The organism is Arthrobacter koreensis, assembly GCF_009193255.1.
GTDB lineage: Bacteria > Actinomycetota > Actinomycetes > Actinomycetales > Micrococcaceae > Arthrobacter_B > Arthrobacter_B koreensis.
In genome coordinates this window covers 127,141-149,189 of sequence record NZ_WACG01000005.1, presented here as the reverse complement: position 1 = coordinate 149,189, position 22,049 = coordinate 127,141, and the positions used below count along the sequence as shown (strand labels likewise).

Here is a 22,049-nt window from a genome sequence, read left to right as displayed (position 1 = left end):
CCACCGGCATTGCACTAAAGGATGATGCCCGCTACTTCCTAGGCCGGATTCCGGCAGGCAGGAACGGCGGAAAGGTAGGGGACATGACTCCGGAGACTTTTGTGCAGCTGGGCGTGCTTGCCCTGATCGACAGCACCAGCATCGGCACGCTGGTTATTCCCGTGTGGCTGCTGATGCGGCGGGACGCGGGACGGACTACGGGGAAGGTCGCCACGTACCTCGGTGCGGTGGGTGTGTTTTATTTCGCAATTGGGTTGCTGCTGCTCTCCGGTGCCGCAGGACTGGGCCGTGTCCTGGGCGGCGGAGCGGCCTCCGTGTTCGAGCTGCCGGCGGTCCAGGTGCTGATGGTTGCGGCCGGAGCCGGAATGCTCATCTGGTCCTTCAAGGACACCTCGCTTAAGGGCGGCAAGCCTGTTCCGGCACAATCCGGTCCGGCACAGGCAGGGGAGGACGCCGGAGTGGCTGGTGCTGCGGCGGCCGGCGCCGGCGCAACGGCGTCGGCTACCGGCGCCGGTGCTGGCGCTGGTGCTGGCGGCGCGGGGACGGCTACCGGCACCGGTGCAACGGCGTCGGTGCAGCGCTCGCAGGCCACCGAACACCGCTGGCAGCGCCGTATTGGCAAGGCACTGCACTCACGCGGGGGACTGCTGGGACTGGCACTGCTGGCAGGGGTCCTTGAGCTTCCCACGATGCTGCCCTACCTGGCTGCGGTGGGGCTGCTCACCTCGTCAGGGATCGGCTGGAGCGCTTCGGCAGGGATGCTGGTGCTTTACTGCCTGGTGATGCTGCTTCCCGCCGCGGTGCTGGTGCTTGCCCGCGGGCTGCTGGGCAAACGCCTTGACGGGCCGCTTGAACGGCTGCGGGCCTGGCTGACCAAGGCCTCGGGGGAGGCTGTGCTGTGGATCGTGGGAATTGTGGGGTTCCTGCTGCTCCGCGCCGGACTGGCCGGGCTGTTCCCGGACGCGTCCTGGAACCCGTTTGGGGGCTGACGGACACTCGCCCCCGGCCGGAGAGCCTTCTTTTTTGGGGGGTGGTGCTTAGTCGCCGGACTCGGCCAGCGCCGCCCGGAAAGCCTGGAGCACCCGTTCGCTGAAGAGCACGAATTCCACCCGTTCGATTCCGGTGCCCCGGTGGTCGCGGACTGCCTGCACAGCGGTACGGGCCACGTCCCCGGCGTCCCAGCCATAGACTCCGGCGCTGATCGCGGGGAATGCTACCGTCGCGGCTCCGAGTTCCTCCGCCACCGCCAGGCTGTTGGCAAAAGCACGGCGCAGCAGCTCAGGATCCGTCTGCCCGGCCGCCGCGTTGGGACCCACGGTGTGGATCACCCACTGCGCCGGAAGATTGAACGCCCCAGTCGCAACTGCTTCGCCTACCGGCAGCCCGTCCCGGTACTCGCCCTGCCTCAGGGCCCGGCACGCCTCCAGCAGCTCTCGGCCGGCAGCCCGGTGAATGGCGCCGTCCACTCCGCCGCCGCTCAGCAAAGACGAGTTCGCGGCATTGACCACCGCATCGACGTCGCGCGTTGTGATGTCTCCCTGCACCAGCTCAATCTCCATGGGCCCAGCCTTCCAGCCGCGGCAGCACACCGGCAACCCAAACCCCGTCCCTAACCCAACTCCCGTCATCGAGATGGCAGATAAGGCTCGTTTGGCGCCTCAAAAGAGCCGTATCTGCCATCTCGTTTCGCCGAGGGGGAAGTCGGAAGGAGCCACCCCGAAAATTTGAGAGAATAAGAATATGCAGTCCATCCGTAACGGCAAGACGCCGTCCGCAAGCAATCCCGGCCGGGGTATCAGCCGCCAGATGGCCACGATCGGCACCGCCGTCATGGTCTTCGTGTTCATCGTTGCCGTGCTCTTCGCCGCCAATGAGAACGACGTCGTTGGCTGGCTGGTGGTGATCATCTCCCTGGGCTGGCTGCTGCTCTTCGCCTTCGTGGTCTTCAGCATCCGCGGGGCAGCCCGGAAGGCCGGGGCAAAACTCGCCCAGGCCCAGGATTCACTGAACCGTGCCTCAGGTGCGGCGCCTTCCGTGGAAGTCATGGATGAGGCAACGCTCATCCGCGACCAGAAGCTGGACCACAGCTTCAAGATCATCCAGGTCCAGTCAAAGGTGATTCGCGACAACCTCGGCACCGACGCCGACCAGGTTGCCCGCGCCATCGAAACGATTGAGATCACGGCGCACAATGCCCGCGGAATGATGAAGAAGGACGACGGCGGACCGGTAGAAGGCACCGTAGTCGACTAGGCAGCAGGGAAGACGGCGCAACGTTACGCGCCCGCCGGCACCGCCGGAAACGAAAGCTACTGAGGGGTAAGGTATTTGGCGTGAGCATGGAATCGACTGGGGACTCCAGCCCTGAAAACGGATCCCCGGCACTGAGGATCGCAACCGTCAATGTGAACGGCATCCGCGCTGCGTACAAGCGGGGCATGGCAGACTGGCTCGCCGAGCGCGGCGTCGACATCCTGTGCCTCCAGGAAGTGCGTGCTCCCGACGCCATTGTCCGTGACCTGCTGGGCAGCGACTGGCACATCCTGCACGCCGAGGCGGAAGCCAAGGGCCGTGCCGGTGTGGCGATCGTGTCCCGCATGGAGCCGGTAGCCGTGCGCGAACACATTGGCGAAGACTACTTCGCCCTTTCCGGCCGCTGGGTCGAAGCAGACTTCAAGGTCCCGGTGGATGGAGAAGAAAAGCTGCTCACGGTGGTCAGCGCCTACGTGCACTCCGGTGAAGCAGGCACCCCCAAACAGGATGACAAATACCGTTTCCTGGACGTCATGGCAGCCAGGCTGCCGGTGCTCGCCGCCACCAGCGACTACGCCCTGATCGTAGGTGACCTGAACGTAGGCCACACCACCCTGGACATCAAGAACTGGAAGGGCAACGTGAAGCGGGCAGGGTTCCTGCCTGAAGAACGCGCCTACTTCGACCGCTTCTTCAGCGACGAGATCGGTTACGTGGATGTTGCCCGCAAGCTTGCCGGGGACGTGCCGGGTCCGTACACCTGGTGGTCCTGGCGCGGCCAGGCCTTCGACAACGACGCCGGCTGGCGCATCGATTACCACATGGCCACTCCCGCCCTCGCCGACCGCGCCGTCAGCGCCGTCGTCGACCGTGCAGCTACCTACGACGCCCGATTCTCCGACCACGCGCCCGTGGTTGTCGACTATAAGTTCTGAGGCAAAGACATGACGCAGACCCCCGCCCGCCAGCGCATCCTCTCCGGAATGCAGCCCTCCGCGGATTCACTCCACCTGGGCAACTACCTGGGTGCCCTGGTGAACTGGGTACGGCTGCAGGAGCAGTACGACGCGTATTTCTTCATCCCTGACCTGCACGCGATCACTGTCCCGCAGGACCCCGCGGACCTCCGGCAGCGCACCCGCGTCACGGCCGCGCAGTACATTGCCGGCGGCGTGGACGTGGACAACGCCACACTGTTCGTCCAGTCACAGGTTCCCGAACACGCGCAGCTGGCCTGGGTGCTGAACTGCCTGACCGGTTTCGGCGAAGCGTCCCGGATGACCCAGTTCAAGGATAAGCAGCAGCGTTTCGGCGCGGACGCCGCCAGCGTCGGCCTGTTCACCTACCCGATCCTGCAGGTGGCGGACATCCTGCTGTACCACCCCCACGGCGTCCCCGTGGGCGAGGACCAGCGCCAGCACGTTGAACTGAGCCGGGACCTCGCGAAGCGCTTCAACAGCCGCTATGGCGAGACGTTCACGGTTCCTGAAGCCTTCATCCAGAAGGAATCCGCGAAGATCTATGACCTCCAGAACCCGGCCGCCAAGATGTCGAAGTCAGCAGAATCACCGGCCGGCCTGATCAACCTCCTGGACCCGGACAAAGTCATTGCCAAGCGGATCAAATCAGCCGTGACGGATGACGGCACGGAGATCCGCTTCGACCGGGAAACCAAGCCAGGCATCTCCAACCTGCTCTCCATCTACTCCCTGATCACCGGCCGCAGCGTCGACACCCTGGTCAAGGAATACGAGGGAAAGATGTACGGACACCTGAAAGTGGACCTGGCGGAAACAGTCACGGAACACATCCGGCCGATCCGGGAGCGTGCACTGGCACTCCTGGACGATCCCGCCGAACTGGACCGGCTGCTGGCCAAGGGCGCAATGAAAGCCAGGGAAACGGCGTCGGCTACACTTGCCGATGTGTACGAGAAGATCGGTTTCCTCCCACTGGGTTCAACCGCCCGCTAAGCGCTCATGGGCTACACGAACTCCACCGTCCAGACCTCATCCGGCGCAGCACGCGGCGGCAGCGGCCGGATGCCCGAAAGCCCGTGCTGGGTGGGGATCGTGATCCCCGTGCCCGAGCCCATGGCCACCGAACTCCGGCGTGCGCGGGCCTCCTTCGGGGACCCGATGGCATCGGTCATCCCGGCTCACATCACCCTGGTGACCACGACGCCGGCACCGGACTGGGATTCGGCCCTCGAGCATGTGCGTGCCGTGACAGCCGCCCAGGCGCCCTTCACAGTGACCCTGCGCGGTGCGGCCTCCTTCCGCCCGGTCACCCCGGTGGTCTACGTACAGGTGGAAGACGGCTTCTCCGAATGCTCGCAGCTGCACAAGGAGCTGCAGTCGGGCCCGCTGGACCATGAAAACACGTACCCGTACCACCCGCATGTCACCGTTGCGCACGATGTATCCGAGGCCAGCATGGATAACGCCGTCGAGACGCTGAGCGACTACAGCGCGAGCTTCACCGTGGACCGGATCGGCGTGTTCGAACATGATCCGCACGGTCTGTGGGTCCTGCGCGAGGAAATGCGCCTGCGGGGTTAGGAACCCTCTGCCCGGGCCTGCTGCAGATAGATCCCTGCCCAGGCAGCAATGATGGCGGCCGCTCGCGTGGTCTGGTCCTTCTCCGGCATCAGGTGGCCGGACCCCTCGAGGGACACGAAGCTGCGCGGGTGCCGCGCCGCATTGAAGATTTCAGAGGCATTCTCGATCCCCACGGTCTCATCGGTGGGGGAGTGCATGATGAGCAGCGGCAGGTCCAGCGATTCGATGCAGTCCCGCAGGTCGTGGCTGTGCAGGTCCTCGACCAATTCCTGGCGGATGGTCAGCGTGCGTCCGCCGAGCTCGACGTCGGCCTGTCCCTGCGCGGCTATGGTCTCCAGCTCATCAGCGAACAGGTGGGCCACGTGGGAGGGCCGGAACGGCGCGCCGATGGTTACCAGGGCCGCCAGGGATTCCTCGCTCGCGGCAGCGGCCAGCGCGGCTGCCCCGCCGAGCGAGTGGCCAATCAGCAGGGTAGGGGGACGGCCTGAGGAGCGCAGGAAGCCAATCGCGTTGTGCAGGTCGGAAACCTTGGTAGTGAACGAACCATCCTCCCAGGAGCCGGTCGAACGTCCCAGCCCGGCGGCGTCGTAGCGGAGCACTCCGATGCCCTGCTCCGCCAGCGCCTTGGAGATGCGTGAGGCGGCGGCGCTGTTCTTCCCGAGGGCGAAGCCATGGCAGAAGACCGCCCAGCCGAGCGGATCACCGTCCGGAACATCCAGCGCCCCGGCCAGGGTGGTGCCGTTGACGCCGGGAAAGGAAACAGATTCAAACTCTGGCATACTCCCCACCCTATCCGGCAGCAGCGGGGCGGCCGGGTACGCAAAAGGCGGAGGAGCCGGATAGGGATCCGGTTCCTCCGCCTTTGAAAGCAGCGGGCCTGAACTAGATGGAGCGGTTCAGGATGGCCTGCTTGACCTCGGAGATGGCCTTGGTGACCTGGATGCCGCGGGGGCATGCTTCCGAGCAGTTGAAGGTGGTGCGGCAGCGCCACACGCCTTCCTTGTCGTTCAGGATCTCCAGGCGCATGTCTCCGGCGTCGTCACGCGAATCGAAGATGAAACGGTGTGCGTTGACGATGGCTGCCGGGCCGAAGTACTGTCCGTCGGTCCAGAAGACGGGGCAGGAGGACGTGCAGGCGGCGCAGAGGATGCACTTGGTGGTGTCGTCGAAACGCTCGCGGTCTTCGGCAGACTGCAGGCGTTCCTTGGTGGGCTCGTGGCCCTTGGACACCAGGAACGGCATGATCTCGCGGTAGGACTGGAAGAACGGTTCCATGTCCACGATCAGGTCCTTCTCCACGGGCAGGCCCTTGATGGGCTCCACGAGGATGGGCTTGGACGTGTCCAGGTCCTTCAGCAGGGTCTTGCACGCCAGGCGGTTGCGGCCGTTGATGCGCATTGCATCGGAACCGCAGACGCCGTGGGCGCAGGAACGGCGGAACGAAACGGTGCCGTCGTGCTCCCACTTGACCTTGTGAAGGGCATCCAGCACACGGTCCGTGCCGTACATGGTCAGGGTCCACTCGTCCCAGTGGGCCTCGTCAGAGATTTCCGGGTTGTAGCGGCGCACCTTCAGCGTGATGTCGAAGGAGGGGATTTCACTGGCCGAGGATTCGGCAAGGTCAATCTTCGAGGCCGGCTCAGCGACTTCCGTTGTCATTAGTACTTCCTCACCATCGGCTCGTAGCGCGTAAAGATAACCGGCTTGGTATCGAGCCGGATGCCGGCCGTGTGCTCGGCGTTGTCTGCTTCGTCAACCTTGTAGGCCATGGAGTGCAGCATGAACTTCTCGTCATCGCGGTCCGGGAAGTCCTCACGGAAGTGGCCGCCGCGCGATTCTTCGCGGTGCAGGGCTGCCACGGACATGACCTTGGCCAGTTCCAGGAGGAACCCGAGCTCCACGGCTTCCAGCAGGTCAAGGTTGAAGCGCTTGCCCTTGTCCTGGACGTTGATCTTCTTGTAGCGCTCTTCGAGGTCTGCGATGTCGGAGAGCGTCTTGTTGATCGTCTCGGCCGTACGGAACACCTGCATGTTGGCATCCATGGTGTTCTGCAGGTCGCGGCGGATCTCGGAAACACGCTCGGTGCCTTCGGAGTTGCGCACAACATCCAGCAGGGCGATCGTGTCTGCTTCCGGGTCTTCCGGCAGGTCAACGAAGTCGGCCTGCAGCGCGTATTCGGCAGCGTAGATGCCGGCGCGCTTACCGAAGACGTTGATGTCCAGCAGGGAGTTGGTGCCCAGGCGGTTTGACCCGTGGACGGATACGCAGGCAACCTCGCCGGCTGCGTAGAGGCCCGGAATCACGGTGTCGTTGTCCTGGAGGACCTCGGCCTTGATGTTGGTGGGGATGCCGCCCATGACGTAGTGCGCCGTCGGGAACACGGGAACCGGCTCGGTGTACGGCTCCACGCCCAGGTAGGTGCGTGCGAACTCGGTGATGTCCGGGAGCTTGGCGTCGATGTGCGCCGGCTCCAGGTGCGTCAGGTCCAGGAGGACGTAGTCCTTGTTGGGGCCGCAGCCGCGGCCCTCACGGACTTCGTTGGCCATTGAACGCGCAACGATGTCACGCGGGGCAAGGTCCTTGATGGTGGGGGCGTAGCGCTCCATGAAGCGCTCACCCTCGGAGTTGCGCAGGATGGCGCCTTCGCCGCGGGCTGCTTCGGAGAGCAGGATGCCCAGGCCGGCCAGGCCGGTCGGGTGGAACTGGATGAACTCCATGTCTTCCAGCGGGATGCCCTTGCGGAACGCGATGCCCATGCCGTCACCGGTCAGGGTGTGGGCGTTGGAGGTGGTCTTGAAGACCTTGCCCGCGCCGCCGGAGGCGAAGACCACGGACTTGGCCTGGAAGACGTGCAGTTCGCCGGTGGCGAGGTCATAGGAGACGACGCCGGCAACGCGCTTCTGGCCGAAGCTGTCCTCCACGGTCAGCAGGTCAAGGACGTAGTACTCGTTGTAGAACTCAACGTTGTGCTTGACGCAGTTTTGGTACAGGGTCTGCAGGATCATGTGTCCGGTGCGGTCTGCTGCGTAGCAGGCGCGGCGGACGGGAGCCTTGCCGTGGTCACGGGTGTGGCCGCCGAAACGGCGCTGGTCGATCCGGCCTTCAGGCGTGCGGTTGAACGGCAGGCCCATCTTTTCCAGGTCCAGCACGGCGTCGATGGCTTCCTTGGCCATGACCTCGGCGGCGTCCTGGTCTACCAGGTAGTCGCCGCCCTTGACCGTGTCAAAGGTGTGCCATTCCCAGTTGTCTTCTTCTACGTTTGCCAGTGCTGCGCACATGCCGCCCTGCGCCGCTCCGGTGTGGGAACGCGTGGGGTACAGCTTGGTCAGTACCGCCGTCCGAGCGCGCTGTCCGGATTCGATGGCGGCACGCATACCGGCGCCGCCGGCGCCGACAATGACGACGTCGTACTTGTGGACCTGCATACCAGATGCTCTTTCTGTTGAAACTGTGTGTAGCTCTAAGGGAGTTGCTGCGGTGCCTGCCGGGCTAGGGAGCGGGGCAGAAGGACGGCAGCTGGTCCAGGGTCGCGTTGGCGGGGCACGGATCGAAGGTGAAGATCACGAGGGTGCCAAGGACGATGATGACGACGGTCGCGGAGTACAGCACCGTCTTGAGCCACATGCGGGTGGAGTTCTTCTCGGCGTAGTCATTGATGATGGTGCGCACGCCGTTGGTGCCGTGCAGCATGGCGAGCCACAGCATGACCAGGTCCCAGATCTGCCAGAGCGGAGACGCCCACTTACCGGCTACGAAACCGAAGTCGATGGCCTTGATGCCGTCGCCGACCATCAGGTTGATGAAGAGGTGGGTGAAGATCAGGATGACGAGCAGTGCGCCGGAGATGCGCATGAACAGCCAGGCGATCATCTCGAAGTTGCCCTTGCCGGACCCGTTGCGGGTGTACCGCGGGGAGATGCGGCCGGCCCGGGGAGCGTCAATTGAAGGAGTGCTCATGGCTTAGTGACCCCCGAAAACGATGGGAAGGTGGCGGATGGAGAAGCCGATCATGGTCACGGCCCACAGACCGACGACCCCCCACAGCATCTGGCGCTGGTACTTGGGGCCCTTCTTCCAGAAGTCGATAAGAATCACCCGAAGGCCGTTGAAGGCGTGGAAAACGATGGCGGCAACGAGGCCGAGCTCACCGAGGCCCATGATGGGGTTCTTGTACGCTCCGATGACCACGTTGTAGGCCTCGGGCGACACGCGCACCAGCGAGGTATCCAGAACATGGACCAAAAGGAAGAAGAAGATCACCACGCCAGTAATTCGATGGGCCACCCATGACCACTGGCCTTCGCGGCCGCGGTAAAGCGTGCCTGCTGGTAACTTCGACACTGAATATTCCTCCCTGCATCGCAGCGGCGCTAGCGCGTCTTCCACGCAGTGATGACGCCGGTGCGAGAGCACTTATAAGCTCAAGCATAATCTAGGTCCCACTCGGAGCGGGATCAATTTAGGTTCCCCTTCCGTGTGACCTGGCTTACACTCCGCGCTGTGCCGGCTTCAGTGCCTGCTCGTGTCTGCGGACCTGGCCATGGGGACTCTCAGCTAACCTTGGCACTGATGAGTACTGAAATGACAAATGTGAACCCGGAATCGGCCGGCGCCGACGTCTTCGACCGCTTCTACGGCGTGATTCCGGCCGGGGGAGTAGGAACACGGCTGTGGCCGCTCTCCCGGGCTGCCGCACCGAAGTTCCTTCATGACCTCACCGGCTCCGGCTCCACCCTGATCCGGGCGACCTATGACCGCCTGGCACCCCTGAGCGATGACCGGGTGATGGTGGTCACCGGGCTGCTCCACCGCTCCGCCGTGCTGGCGCAGCTGCCGGAGATCCAGCAGGAGAACTTCGTGCTGGAAAACGAGCCCAAGGACTCAGCGGCAGCGATCGGGCTAGCCGCGGCAATCCTGTACCAGCGGGACCCGTCGATCATCATGGGATCCTTCGCTGCGGACCAGGTCATCACTCCGGTGGAGGTCTTCCAGGAGACGGTCCGGGAGGCCATCCACACAGCCGCGCAGGGTTACATCGTCACCATTGGCATCCATCCCACCCATCCCTCCACGGGATTCGGCTACATCAAGGCCGGTGAACCGCTGGAGATCGAGGGCGCACCGAGCGCCCACGCCGTCGTCGAGTTCGTCGAGAAGCCTTCCGAGGACACCGCCCGAAGCTACCTGCGCAGCGGAAACTACAGCTGGAACGCCGGAATGTTCGTGGCTCCGGTGGCACTGATGCTCAAGCACCTGCTGGAAAACGAACCCGAGCTGCATGCCGGGCTGATGGAAATTGCCGAGGCCTGGGACACCGAGAACCGCCGTGAAGTGGTGCTGCGGGTCTGGCCCACCCTGCCCAAGACGGCGATTGACTACGCCGTGGCCGAGCCCGCCGCCGCGGCAGGGGACGTAGCCATGATTCCGGGAATCTTCAGCTGGGACGACGTTGGGGATTTCGCCGCCATCGGGCGGCTGAACCCGGCCGCAGAGAACAGCGAACTGACCGTGATGGGCGACGGCGCGCGCGTCTATTCGGAGGATGCCTCCGGGATTGTCGTGTCCGACACCAAACGCGTTATTGCGCTGATTGGAATCGAGGACGTGGTGATCGTGGACACTCCGGATGCCCTGCTGGTCACCACCAAGGACCATGCGCAGGAAGTCAAGAAGGCAGTGGAGCACCTCAAGGCCAGCGGAGATACGGACGTCCTGTAGGCGGATCCCTGTATAAGGGTGAAGCGGGGAAAGGCTGGGTGGCGCTCCCACGTTCTGGCGCTGCGGGAAGTCTTAAAGTCATCCGGTTCCCGCAGACCAGCGCAGGTTGGCTAACCTTGAATACGTGCAGACAACCCCACTTAGCAGTTCACCCGTTCCGTCTATCCGGGGCAGTGTTGCCCCGATCCTGGGTGAGCTGATCGATTTCCGGCGGGACCTGCATTCGCATCCCGAGCTCTCGCACAAGGAGTTCCGGACCACTGACCGGATCGTCGAGACCCTGGAAGCGGCGGGACTGCAGCCCAAGCGGCTTGAAAACACCGGAGCCTACGTGGACATTGGCGACGGGCCGATCGGCCTGGCGCTGCGTGCGGACATCGACGCCCTGCCGGTCCTGGAGGAGACGTCCCTGCCATATGCCTCGGTGAACACCGGAATTGCGCACGCCTGCGGCCACGACATCCACACCACCGTCATGATGGGCGCGGTCCGGGTGCTGGCCAAGCTCGACGCCGAGGGGTCACTCGGCGGGCGGATCCGCGTGATCTTCCAGCCGGCCGAGGAGGTCATGCCCGGTGGTGCCCTGTCCGTCATTGAACAGGGAGTACTTTCCGGCGTGCCGCGGATCCTGGCGCTGCACTGCGATCCCCGGGTCGACGTCGGGCAGGTCGGCACGCGGATTGGTGCCATCACGTCCGCCTCTGACACCATCCGCATCGAGCTTTCCGGACAGGGCGGGCACACGTCGCGGCCGCACCTGACCCAGGACCTGGTCTTCGCGCTGAGCCAGATAGCCGTCAGCGTGCCGGCCATCCTTTCACGGCGGATCGATGTCCGCAGCGGAGTTTCCGTGGTGTGGGGCCAGATCCACGCGGGCTCGGCGCCGAACGCGATTCCCGGCCACGGCTTCATGGCCGGGACTATGCGCTGCCTCGACGCCGAGGCGTGGCACGCTGCCGGAGAGCTGCTGGACGACGTCGTGCGTGAAGTTGCGGCGCCCTACGGAGTCGAAGTGGCGCTGGAGCACACCCGCGGCGTTCCGCCGGTCATCAACTCTGAGGCGGAAACGGGCCTGATCGAGGCCTCGGCCCGGGCGGAGCTCGGAGAGGACTCAGTCGTCCTGACTCCGCAGTCCATGGGCGGCGAGGACTTCGCCTGGATGACCCAGGCGATCCCAGGAGCCATGATGCGCCTGGGCACCCGCACCCCGGGCGGGGAAACCTTCGACCTGCACCGCGGAGACTACAACCCGGACGAACTGGCGATCAGCTGCGGCGTCTCCGTCATGGCTGCCGCGGCAGTCCGCGCAGCCCGCGGCCTGCGGCACTGATTCGGCCGCCAAAGCCTTCGATTGATAACAACATGTAAACAATGTTGTCCAGACCACCGCTTCGCTTAGTGCTGCGGAACACATGCACTATGGTTAGGTCTTGCTGCGCTCCATGAGGGAAGGAGCGCGCACCACACGCCCCCTGCGAAGGCCCTTCCGTCCGTTGGTCCAGGCCGCAGGCAGGGCGGTGGAACACTTTTCTTTTCTGGAGGAACATTGAAGAATTTCCCGCGCGGCTTCAAGCGCAATGCCGGTGTATCCGCCGCCATGCTGGGCGCATCGGCGCTTCTGCTGGCCGGCTGCGGTGCCGCCCCGGAAGAAGACTCCGCATCCAGCGGTGAGGCAAGCGCCAACGGCGACTTCCTGGCCTGCATGGTTTCGGACTCCGGCGGTTTCGATGACCGCTCGTTCAACCAGTCCGGCTACGAAGGCCTGAAGGCTGCCGAGACGGACCTGGGCATCGAGATCAAGACTGCTGAGTCGCAGTCAGAGACCGACTTCGGCCCGAACCTGGATTCAATGGTGGTCCAGAACGGCTGCAACATCACCGTCACCGTCGGCTTCCTCCTGGCTGACGCAACGAAGGAAGTGGCCGAGGCAAACCCGGACAGCCACTTCGCCATCATCGATGACAACTCCATCGAGGCGGACAACGTCAAGCCCATCATCTACGACACCGCCCAGGCAGCGTTCCTGGCCGGCTACGTAGCTGCCGGCACGTCGGAGACCGGCAAGGTTGCCACCTACGGCGGCATCAACATCCCCACCGTGACCATCTTCATGGACGGCTTCGCTGACGGCGTTGCCTACTACAACGAAGAGAACGGCACCGACGTCGAGGTCCTGGGCTGGAACAAGGCAGACCAGACCGGCTCCTTCATCGGCAACTTCACCGACACCGGCGCAGGCAAGACCACCACCGAGAACTTCATCAACGAAGGCGCGGACATCATCATGCCGGTGGCCGGCCCGGTTGGCACCGGTACGCTCGACGCCGTTGTCGAAGCCAATGCAGGCGGCGCCACCAACAAGGTGGTCTGGGTGGATTCCGACGGTTACGAGACCGCCGGCACCGGCAAGGAATACATCCTCACCTCAGTCATGAAGCTCATGGGCGAGGCCGTTGAAGAGGTCATCACCCAGGACGTCGAGGGCAACTTCGACGCTTCCCCGTACATCGGCACCCTTGAAAACGGCGGCGTCACCCTGGCTCCGTACCACGACCAGGAAGACGCTGTTCCGGCAGACGTCAAGAGCGCCGTGGACGAGATCAAGGCCAAGATCATCTCCGGTGAAATCACCGTAGAATCCGCAGCCAGCCCCAAGTAGGGGCAAGGCCGCGCCAAACGGACCGCTGTTCGTCCAGCCGGACGAACAGCGGTCCGTTCTGTTCCGGGTAATCTTCCTTTGGGAGTACCCAAACACTCAGACACAAACAGATTGGTTGGGGTTGTGAAACTCGAACTCAAAGGCATCACCAAGCGCTTCGGCACCCTGGTTGCCAACGACCACATAGACCTGGTGATCGAGCCGGGGCAGGTCCACAGCCTGCTCGGTGAGAACGGGGCGGGCAAGTCAACGCTGATGAACGTCCTCTACGGCCTCTACGAACCCACAGAGGGCGAAATCCTGGTCAACGGCAAACCCGTTGTCTTTTCAGGTCCCGGTGATGCCATGGCAGCAGGAATCGGCATGGTGCACCAGCACTTCATGCTGGTTCCCGTCTTCACCGTGGCGGAGAACGTGGCACTCGGTAACGAGACGACCCGCGCCGGCGGCTCGCTGAACCTTGAAACCACCCGGGCACGCATCCGCCAGATCTCCGAACAGTACGGGTTCGACGTTGATCCCGACGCCGTCGTGGAGGATCTGCCGGTTGGCGTGCAGCAGCGCGTGGAAATCATCAAGGCCCTGATCCGGGACGCTGAAGTCCTGATCCTTGACGAACCCACGGCCGTGCTCACCCCGCGGGAGACCGACGAACTGCTGGCGATCATGCGCCAGCTGTGCGACGACGGCAAATCCGTCGTCTTCATCTCTCACAAGCTGCGCGAGGTAAAGGCCGTCTCCGACGTCATCACCGTGATCCGCCGCGGCAAGGTGGTGGGCGACGCCCCGCCGAGCGCTTCAACCACGGAGCTCGCCTCCATGATGGTTGGCCGTTCGGTGAGCCTGAACCTCCAGAAGGAACCTGCCCAGCCCGGAGCCGCCACCTTCCAGGTCCGGGACCTGGTAGTGCTTTCGGACACCGGCCAGGCCGTGGTCGACCACATCAGCTTCGAGATCGCCAAGGGCGAGATCCTCGCCGTCGCCGGTGTCCAGGGCAACGGCCAGACGGAACTGACCGAGGCAATCATGGGCCTCCAGGAGCACGTCGCCGGTTCCATCACGCTCGACGGCGAAGAGCTGGTTGGCAAACGCGTGTCCCAGATCATCGATGCCGGAGTGGGCTTCGTGCCCGAGGACCGGAACGTGGACGGCCTGGTGGGAACGTTCACGGTTGCCGAGAACCTGGTCCTGAACCGCTACAACAAGGCGCCGTTCGCGAAGGGCCTGTCCATGCGTCCGGCAACCGTGGCGAAGAACGCAGCGGAAAAGATCGACGAGTTCGACATCCGCACGCAGTCTGCCGAGGCCGCAGCCGGCACCCTGTCCGGCGGCAACCAGCAGAAGGTGGTCATGGCCCGGGAACTGTCCCGGCCCCTGTCCCTGTTCATTGCCTCGCAGCCCACCCGCGGCGTCGACGTCGGATCCATTGAATTCCTGCACAAGCGGATCGTCGCGGAGCGCGACGGCGGAACCCCGGTGATGATCGTGTCCACGGAACTGGACGAGGTCCTGGAACTGGCAGACCGCATCGCTGTGCTGTACAGCGGCAGGGTGATGGGCATTGTCCCGGGTAACACCTCGCGCGACGTGCTCGGCCTGATGATGGCCGGCATGAGCGCGGAAGACGCACTTTCGCACCAGAGCGAGAACGAGGGAGGGGCGCAGTGAGCCCGGAGGAAGCAAGCAGGCAGCAGGGCGATTCCGCCCCCCGCAAGGAGGAAGCTGCCGCTGACGAAACACGGCTGCTGCAAGCTGCCGAAACCGCAGGCGGGGCGCTGCCCCCGCCCGCCGTACCGGTGCCCGAGACCGAGCTCCATCCGGAAACGGGCAGCGAATCGGTTCTCCGCCGCATTGTCACCGGCAATGCGCTGGTCTCAGTGCTGTCCGTCCTAATGGCACTGATTGTCGGCGGGCTGCTCATCGCCCTCACCGACGAAGAGGTCGCGGAATCGGCAGGCTACTTCTTCAGCCGTCCGGGCGACATGCTGGGCGCAGCGTGGTCTGCGGCTTCGGGCGCCTACATCGCGCTCTTCCAGGGCTCGGTCTTCAATTTCGAGGCCGACACCTTCTCCCGCATGATCTACCCGCTGACCCAGACACTGACAGTGGCAACCCCGCTGATCTGTGCCGGGCTCGGCGTCGCCCTTGCTTTCCGCGCCGGCCTGTTCAACATCGGTGCCCAGGGGCAGATCCTGATCGGCGCCACGCTCGCCGCGTGGGTCGGCTTCAGCTGGCACCTGCCCGTTGGCCTGCACCTGCTGATCGTGATCCTCGCCGGTGCACTCGGCGGCGCCCTCTGGGGCGGAATCGCCGGCCTGCTCAAGGCCCGGACCGGAGCCCACGAGGTGATCGTGACGATCATGCTCAACTACATCGCGATCCAGCTGGTGCTCTTCCTGCTCACCACTCCCGGATTCCAGCGTCCCGGCTCCACCAACCCGATCAGCCCCCAGCTGGACTCCACCGCAATGTTCCCGCCGCTGTTCGGCTCCGGGTTCCGCCTGCACTGGGGCTTCATCATGGCGATTGCCGCCACGGTGTTCATCTGGTGGCTGCTGAACCGTTCGACGGTCGGCTTTGAACTGCGCGCCGTCGGCGCCAACCCCGCAGCCGCCCGCAACGCCGGCATCAACACCACCAAGGGCTACGTCATCGTGATGCTCATTGCCGGTGCGCTGGCCGGCCTGGCCGGTGTGGCACAGGTATCGGGCACCGAGAAGGTGCTCACCTCCGGTGTTGCAGCCAGCTTCGGCTTCGACGCGATCACCGTTGCGCTGCTGGGCCGGTCCTCGCCCTGGGGAACCTTTGCAGCCGGCCTGCTCTTCGGCGCGTTCCGTGCAGGCGGCGTCACCATGCAGACCAGCACCGGAACCAACATCGACATTGTGCTGGTGGTGCAGTCGCTCATTGTCCTGTTCATTGCAGCACCTCCGCTGGTCCGGTCCCTGTTCCGGATCCCGCCGCCCGGGGCCTTCAAGACCTCCGGCAAGCGCATGTCCAAAAAAGCCGATGCAGCGCAAGGAGCAGCATGAGCACCGCAACAACTCTCGCCTCCAAGGGCCAGCCGGCGGACGTGAAACCGATCCGCAGCTGGAAGACCCCGGTCATCCTGGGCGTCCTGGCAATTCTCGGATTGATCATGTTCGGGCTGGGCTCGCCGGCCAGCGAAGTGACGTTCCGCCTGACGGACGCCAACGCAGCCATCCAGCTGCCGGACATCGTCGTGTCAGCACCCGTCTTGGGCTGGATCGCCACGGTGGTCCTTCTGGCCTCGGCCGCGTACGCCTTCGTCCTGGTCAGCCGCTACCAGCACATCCCCGGCTGGCTGATCGCGGTGTTCGCCGTGTTCTTCATTGCCGCATTCCTGACCTGGGCCGTGGGCAGTGCCCGCAGCCCCAGCGTGGCGCTCTACGGACTGCTTGCCGGTTCCTTCACCCTGGCGTTCCCGCTGATTTTCGGTTCGCTCTCCGGCGTGCTGTGTGAACGTTCCGGCGTGGTGAACATTGCCATCGAGGGCCAGCTGCTGTTCGGCGCCTTTGCCGCTGCCGTGGCGGGCTCGCTGTCGGGCAACGCCTTCGTGGGCCTGTTCGCGGCGGCCATCGCCGGCGTCCTGGTTTCCCTGGTGCTCGCGGTGTTCAGCATCAAGTACATCGTGAACCAGGTGATCGTCGGCGTCGTGCTGAATGTTCTGGTTTCCGGCCTGACCGGGTTCCTCTTCTCCACCGTGCTCAGCGCGGACTCGGCCAAGTGGAACTCACCCCCTCGACTGGACAAGATCGCGATCCCGCTGCTCTCGGATATTCCGATCCTGGGCCCGATCCTGTTCGACCAGTCCGTCATCGGCTACCTGATGTACATTGCCGTGGCGGCAATCTACTTCGGCCTCTTCCACACCAAGTGGGGGCTGCGGACCCGTGCCGTGGGCGAGCACCCCAAGGCCGCGGACACCGTGGGCATCAACGTCAACCGCATGCGGTTCTGGAACGTCCTGCTCGCAGGTGCGGTAGCCGGCGTCGGCGGTGCATTCTTCACCCTCGTATCGGTATCCTCCTTCAACCGGGACATGACCTCCGGCCAGGGCTACATTGCCCTCGCTGCGCTGATCCTCGGCCGCTGGAACCCCATTGGTGCGCTGTTCGCCGCGCTGCTGTTCGGGTTCGCCTCCAACCTGCAGTCAGTGCTCAGCCTGCTCGGCACCCCAGTGCCGAACCAGTTCCTGGCCATGCTGCCCTACGTGGTGACCATCTTCGCCGTCGCCGGCGTGGTCGGTAAGTCCAGGGCGCCGGCAGCCAGCGGCATTCCCTACATCAAGAGCTGATCCCCACCCCACAAGGACAAGAGGACACATAGATGAACGCAGTTACCCCTGCGCCTGAAATCGACTGGGACGTCCTGCAGGACGCGGCCCGCCAGGCCATGTCCCACGCTTACGTTCCCTACTCCCGCTATCCCGTGGGGGCAGCGGCGCTGACGGATGACGGCCGGATTGTTTCCGGCTGCAATATCGAAAACGCCAGCTACGGCCTGACCCTGTGCGCCGAATGCTCCATGATCAGCCAGCTGAACATGACCGGCGGCGGACGCCTGGTTGCCTTCACCTGCGTAGACGGCGAGGGCGAAATCCTCATGCCGTGCGGACGCTGCCGCCAGCTGCTGTACGAATTCAGGGCACCGGGCATGAAGCTGCTGACCGTCAGCGGCATCCGGACCATGGACGAAGTGCTGCCCGATGCTTTCGGGCCGCAGCACCTTGAAGGGCAGGCAGGCAAATGAGCGAGCGTTTTGACACCGTTGACATCATCCGCGTGAAGCGGGACCGGGGCACGCTGAGCCCGGAACAGATCGACTGGACGATCGACGCGTACACCCGCGGCGTGATCGCCGACGAGCAGATGGCCGCCCTGAACATGGCGATCCTCCTCAACGGCATGAACCGGGAGGAGATTTCCCGCTGGACCGCAGCGATGATCGCCTCGGGCGAGCGGATGGACTTCTCCTCGCTGGGAAAGCCGACGTCGGACAAGCACTCGACAGGCGGCGTGGGGGACAAGATCACCCTGCCGCTGGCCCCGCTGGTGGCGGTCTTCGGCGTCGCCGTGCCGCAGCTCTCCGGCCGGGGCCTGGGACACACCGGCGGAACGCTGGACAAGCTTGAAGCCATTCCCGGCTGGCGTGCAGCGCTCAGCAACGACGAGATGATGGCCCAGCTCGCCGACGTAGGGGCCGTCATCTGCGCTGCCGGTGCGGGACTGGCTCCTGCAGACAAGAAGCTCTATGCCCTGCGCGACGTCACGGCCACGGTGGAAGCCATTCCACTGATTGCCTCCTCGATCATGAGCAAGAAGATCGCCGAGGGAACCGGTTCGCTGGTCCTGGACGTCAAGGTGGGCTCGGGTGCGTTCATGAAGAATGCCGACGACGCCCGGGAGCTTGCCCAGACCATGGTCACACTGGGTAAAGACGCCGGAGTAAACACTGTGGCGTTGCTCACGAATATGTCCACGCCCCTCGGCCTGACCGCGGGCAACGCGATCGAGGTCCAGGAGTCCGTGGAGGTGCTCGCCGGCGGCGGCCCGTCCGACGTCGTGGAGCTGACAGTGGCACTGGCGAAGGAGATGCTCGCAGCGGCAGGCCAGCCCGATGCCGATCCCGCAGCAGCGCTGAAGGACGGCCGCGCCATGGACGTGTGGCGCCGCATGATCTCGGCCCAGGGCGGGGATCCGGACGCTGAACTGCCCGTCGCGAAGGAATCGGAAACCATTACGGCCTCAGCTGACGGTGTGCTCACCGAGCTGGACGCCCTCTCCGTGGGTGTTGCGGCCTGGCGTCTCGGGGCCGGACGCGCGCGGAAGGAAGACGCTGTGCAGGCCGGAGCAGGCGTGCGCCTCCACGCCAAGCCCGGAGCCACGGTCCGGGCCGGCCAGCCGCTCATGACGCTGCTGACGGATACCCCGGAGAAGTTCGAGCGGGCAAAGGAAGCCCTTGAGGGAGCAGCAGTGATTGCTCCGCAGGCTTCCGGCGTCCAGCCCCTGATCATCGATCGGATCAGCTAGCACCCTCACCCCGCCTCCATCGAGATGACAGAAACTGCCCGTATGAGCGTTCATACGGGCAGTTTCTGTCATCTCGATGGGAAGGGAATACCCACCGGGGCAAGCGCCGGACTCAGGGTTGAGGCAGGGATGCTCAGGGTGTTTTAGGGGACATGCCCGGTGACGGGCACTGATTCGGAAGTGGCATCGTTGTAGATACTGATACCGACTCAAGGAGTGCCGCCCATTGGACGTGCTAAACGCCGTAATGGACACCATCAACGACTTCGTCCTGACGTACTCAGGCGCCCCCTGGGTATACCTGGTGCTTTTCGCCTGCTGCCTGCTGGACGGTTTCTTCCCCCCGATCCCGAGTGAGTCGCTCGTCGTTGGGCTGTCCGCACTGGTTTTCCTGGCCGACGGCCCCAACGCCTGGCTGATCGCCCTCTCGGCCGCGGCAGGTGCCTTCGTCGGTGACAACATCGCCTACGCCCTGGGCCGGACCCTCCGGACTGACAGATACAGGTGGATGCGGGGACCACGGATGCAGCGCGGGTTCGTCTGGGCCGGCCGCGAGCTGGAAAAGCGTGCCGTCTCCCTGATCCTGATCGCCCGGTTCATTCCGGTAGGCCGGGTGGTGGTCAACCTGACCGCAGGTGCCACCCGCTACCCCCGGCGCATGTTCGTGGCCCTGACGGGAATGTCCGCAGTCCTCTGGGCTGCGTACTCCGTAGCCATCGGCGCCCTCGCCGGGGCCTGGTTCAAGGAAAACCACCTGCTCGCCGTCGTCGTTGCCATTGCCGTCGCCCTGGTACTTGGCCTCATCATTGACCGGATCATCGCCAAGCTGCGCGGACCAACCCCCATCCGTACCAGCCAGCCGCTGGAAGAGGGCGTCAACTCCGAGCCTTAAGCGCTCCGGGTGCCCCTCACGTAGAGTTGGCATGTGACTGAGCCCATTACGAATCCCGCTGCCCTTTCCAGCTTCGACATCCGTGTCCTGCCCAAGGTTTCGCTGCACGACCACCTCGACGGCGGGCTGCGCCCGGCCACCATCGTGGAGCTGGCCGAAGCCGTTGGACACACGCTGCCGTCCACAGACCCCGTTGCCCTGGGGGAGTGGTTCCGCGAATCCGCCAACTCCGGTTCGCTGGTGCGCTACCTCGAGACCTTTGACCACACCATCGCCGTCATGCAGACCCGTGACGGCCTGGCCCGTGTTGCCCGCGAGTTCGTTGAGGACCTCGTCGAAGACGGCGTGGTGTACGCCGAAGTCCGCTGGGCTCCGGAGCAGCACCTTGCCGGCGGCCTGAGCCTGGATGAAGCCGTTGAAGCCGTGCAGGAAGGCCTCGAAGCCGGAGTGGAGGCCGCGGAGGCCGCCGGCACCCTGATCCAGGTAGGCCAGCTGATCACCGCCATGCGCCATGGCGACCGCGGCATGGAGATCGCCGAACTGGCCGTCCGCCACCGGGACCGCGGAGCCGTGGGCTTCGACATTGCAGGGGCCGAAGACGGCTTCCCGCCCTCCCGTTTCAAGGACGCCTTCACCTACCTGTCCGAGCAGATGTTCCCGGTCACTGTCCACGCAGGCGAGGCCGCCGGCGTCGAAAGCATCACCGACGCCCTGGTCCACGGACGCGCGCTGCGCCTGGGCCACGGCGTGCGGATCGCCGAGGACATCGAAGTGGACTTCGAAGACGAGGAAGCGCCCGACGCCGGCGAGGATACTTCGGTGGGCATGGTCACCCTGGGGGACGTGGCCGCCTGGGTCCGTGACCGGGGGATCCCCCTGGAGATCTGCCCGTCCTCCAACCTGCAGACCGGCGCCGTCGAGTCCTTCGGACCGGACATCGAATCCCACCCGATCGACCTGCTGTTCCAGACCGGCTTCGTTGTCACCGTCAACACGGACAACCGGCTCATGAGCGGAGTCAGCCTGACCGACGAGTTCGAACTGCTGGCAACCACCTTCGGCTACGACCTGGACGATCTGCTGGAGCTGACCCTGAACGCAGCCAACGCCGCGTTCCTCCCGCTGGAAGAGCGCGCGGTGCTGGCCGAGTACATCACCGAAGGCTTCAGCAACGCACGTGACTGATTCCCCGACCGGCGGCAACAACCTGGGCCGGGAGTTTTCCCGCCTGGCCCAGGTTGTGTCCCAGCTGCGCGAACGCTGTCCCTGGACCGGTGCCCTGACCCACGAATCCCTCCTCGAGTACCTGCTCGAAGAGAGCTACGAGGTCATCGAAGCAGTGGATGCCGGGCATACCCGGGCCGAGGACGCGGACGAACTCAGCGGGGAACTGGGGGACCTCCTCTTCCAGGTGCTGCTGCACGCGCGCCTCCAGGAGGAGGCGGGCAGCTTCTCGATTTCCGACGTCGTCACCGGGCTCACGGACAAAATGATCCGCCGCAACCCGCATGTTTTCCGCGCCGACGGATCCCTCCAGGACTCCACCACGGAAGACACGGCGGAAATCGAGCGGGCCTGGGACGCCGTAAAGAAAACCGAAAAGCACCGCAGCAGCCCGTTCGAAGGAATTCCTGCGGCCCTTCCTGCCCTGGCACTGGCAGCCAAGACCCAGGAACGCGCACGCCGTGCGGGGCTCCGGGTGCCGGACAAAGCCTCCGGGGTACCGGACTTCGAGGGCGAAGAAGAGCTGGGTGAGATCCTGTTCGAAACCGTCCGCCGCGCCGCCGAACATGGCCTCGATCCCGAAGCCGCCCTGCGCCGGGCCGTGCGCCGTTTTACGGCTCAAGGCCCCGGCACCGCCGATTGAGCCCCCGAACCCTTACTCCCAAGCCGGATTCAACTAGGCTTGGACC

Annotated in this window: 22 protein-coding genes; 16 read left to right on the top strand and 6 right to left on the bottom strand. The window is 64.7% G+C overall.

The window, feature by feature from the left end; translation table 11 throughout:
* Positions 1-83 precede the first annotated feature (83 nt).
* On the top strand, positions 84-989 hold the full coding sequence (locus GD628_RS11430; protein WP_152274789.1) for a GAP family protein: 906 nt from the start codon (positions 84-86) through the stop codon (positions 987-989).
* Between the two features lie 48 nt (positions 990-1,037).
* Here the strand turns inward: GD628_RS11430 and GD628_RS11425 are convergent, their stop codons facing one another.
* Positions 1,038-1,559: an O-acetyl-ADP-ribose deacetylase gene (locus GD628_RS11425; protein ID WP_152274788.1), complete on the bottom strand. Its 522-nt coding sequence runs from the start codon at positions 1,557-1,559 to the stop codon at positions 1,038-1,040.
* A gap of 181 nt (positions 1,560-1,740) precedes the next feature.
* Between GD628_RS11425 and GD628_RS11420 the strand changes: the two genes are divergently transcribed.
* From GD628_RS11420 to GD628_RS11405, 4 genes are all read left to right on the top strand, one after another.
* On the top strand, positions 1,741-2,253 hold the full coding sequence (locus GD628_RS11420) for a hypothetical protein (RefSeq protein ID WP_091606864.1): 513 nt from the start codon (positions 1,741-1,743) through the stop codon (positions 2,251-2,253).
* A gap of 86 nt (positions 2,254-2,339) precedes the next feature.
* The gene (locus GD628_RS11415) at positions 2,340-3,188 is read left to right on the top strand and encodes an exodeoxyribonuclease III (RefSeq protein WP_091606983.1); all 849 of its coding nucleotides are present in this window, start codon (positions 2,340-2,342) and stop codon (positions 3,186-3,188) included.
* Between the two features lie 9 nt (positions 3,189-3,197).
* Positions 3,198-4,226, top strand: coding sequence for a tryptophan--tRNA ligase (trpS, locus tag GD628_RS11410; RefSeq protein ID WP_091606861.1), 1,029 nt, complete (start codon positions 3,198-3,200; stop codon positions 4,224-4,226).
* A 6-nt stretch (positions 4,227-4,232) separates the two neighbouring features.
* Positions 4,233-4,814, top strand: a complete 582-nt coding sequence (locus GD628_RS11405) for a 2'-5' RNA ligase family protein (protein WP_091606858.1) — start codon at positions 4,233-4,235, stop codon at positions 4,812-4,814.
* Here the strand turns inward: GD628_RS11405 and GD628_RS11400 are convergent.
* From GD628_RS11400 to sdhC, 5 genes are all read right to left on the bottom strand, one after another.
* Positions 4,811-5,593 (bottom strand): alpha/beta hydrolase, encoded by a 783-nt coding sequence (locus GD628_RS11400; RefSeq protein ID WP_152274787.1) that lies wholly within the window; start codon positions 5,591-5,593, stop codon positions 4,811-4,813. The genes GD628_RS11405 and GD628_RS11400 overlap by 4 nt on opposite strands.
* A 103-nt stretch (positions 5,594-5,696) precedes the next feature.
* Positions 5,697-6,473, bottom strand: a complete 777-nt coding sequence (locus GD628_RS11395) for a succinate dehydrogenase iron-sulfur subunit (protein ID WP_091606851.1) — start codon at positions 6,471-6,473, stop codon at positions 5,697-5,699.
* The gene (gene sdhA, locus GD628_RS11390) at positions 6,473-8,239 is read right to left on the bottom strand and encodes a succinate dehydrogenase flavoprotein subunit (protein ID WP_091606849.1); all 1,767 of its coding nucleotides are present in this window, start codon (positions 8,237-8,239) and stop codon (positions 6,473-6,475) included. The genes GD628_RS11395 and sdhA overlap by 1 nt, the downstream gene beginning before the upstream one ends.
* Before the next feature lie 64 nt (positions 8,240-8,303).
* A complete protein-coding gene (locus tag GD628_RS11385; RefSeq protein WP_091606846.1) occupies positions 8,304-8,771 on the bottom strand; it encodes a succinate dehydrogenase hydrophobic membrane anchor subunit in 468 nt (155 codons plus the stop codon).
* A 3-nt stretch (positions 8,772-8,774) separates the two neighbouring features.
* Positions 8,775-9,155 (bottom strand): succinate dehydrogenase, cytochrome b556 subunit, encoded by a 381-nt coding sequence (gene sdhC, locus GD628_RS11380; RefSeq protein WP_091606843.1) that lies wholly within the window; start codon positions 9,153-9,155, stop codon positions 8,775-8,777.
* A gap of 228 nt (positions 9,156-9,383) precedes the next feature.
* Between sdhC and GD628_RS11375 the strand changes: the two genes are divergently transcribed.
* The 11 genes from GD628_RS11375 (at position 9,384) to GD628_RS11325 (ending at position 22,003) form a co-directional block, all read left to right on the top strand.
* Positions 9,384-10,532, top strand: coding sequence for a mannose-1-phosphate guanylyltransferase (locus tag GD628_RS11375; protein WP_226802499.1), 1,149 nt, complete (start codon positions 9,384-9,386; stop codon positions 10,530-10,532).
* Positions 10,533-10,656: 124 nt separating this feature from the next.
* A complete protein-coding gene (locus GD628_RS11370) occupies positions 10,657-11,862 on the top strand; it encodes an amidohydrolase (protein WP_152274786.1) in 1,206 nt (401 codons plus the stop codon).
* Between the two features lie 216 nt (positions 11,863-12,078).
* Positions 12,079-13,191 (top strand): BMP family lipoprotein, encoded by a 1,113-nt coding sequence (locus GD628_RS11365; protein WP_377955945.1) that lies wholly within the window; start codon positions 12,079-12,081, stop codon positions 13,189-13,191.
* Positions 13,192-13,314: 123 nt separating this feature from the next.
* On the top strand, positions 13,315-14,859 hold the full coding sequence (locus GD628_RS11360) for an ABC transporter ATP-binding protein (RefSeq protein ID WP_091606835.1): 1,545 nt from the start codon (positions 13,315-13,317) through the stop codon (positions 14,857-14,859).
* A complete protein-coding gene (locus tag GD628_RS11355) occupies positions 14,856-16,223 on the top strand; it encodes an ABC transporter permease (protein ID WP_152274785.1) in 1,368 nt (455 codons plus the stop codon). Before GD628_RS11360 ends, GD628_RS11355 begins: the two co-directional genes overlap by 4 nt.
* Positions 16,220-17,509 carry an ABC transporter permease gene (locus tag GD628_RS11350; RefSeq protein WP_152274784.1) on the top strand — a complete coding sequence of 430 codons (1,290 nt, stop codon included), beginning with the start codon at positions 16,220-16,222 and terminating at the stop codon, positions 17,507-17,509. Before GD628_RS11355 ends, GD628_RS11350 begins: the two co-directional genes overlap by 4 nt.
* Positions 17,510-17,541: 32 nt before the next feature.
* Positions 17,542-17,964 carry a cytidine deaminase gene (locus GD628_RS11345; protein WP_152274783.1) on the top strand — a complete coding sequence of 141 codons (423 nt, stop codon included), beginning with the start codon at positions 17,542-17,544 and terminating at the stop codon, positions 17,962-17,964.
* Complete coding sequence (locus tag GD628_RS11340) at positions 17,961-19,244, top strand: thymidine phosphorylase (RefSeq protein WP_152274782.1); 1,284 nt, start codon at positions 17,961-17,963, stop codon at positions 19,242-19,244. Before GD628_RS11345 ends, GD628_RS11340 begins: the two co-directional genes overlap by 4 nt.
* Positions 19,245-19,491: 247 nt before the next feature.
* Entirely contained in the window at positions 19,492-20,136 is a 645-nt protein-coding gene (locus tag GD628_RS11335) for a DedA family protein (RefSeq protein WP_091606822.1), read from the top strand.
* A 33-nt stretch (positions 20,137-20,169) separates the two neighbouring features.
* Positions 20,170-21,321: an adenosine deaminase gene (locus tag GD628_RS11330; RefSeq protein ID WP_152274781.1), complete on the top strand. Its 1,152-nt coding sequence runs from the start codon at positions 20,170-20,172 to the stop codon at positions 21,319-21,321.
* Positions 21,314-22,003, top strand: coding sequence for a MazG nucleotide pyrophosphohydrolase domain-containing protein (locus tag GD628_RS11325; protein ID WP_226802498.1), 690 nt, complete (start codon positions 21,314-21,316; stop codon positions 22,001-22,003). Before GD628_RS11330 ends, GD628_RS11325 begins: the two co-directional genes overlap by 8 nt.
* The last annotated feature ends 46 nt before the right edge of the window (positions 22,004-22,049 follow it).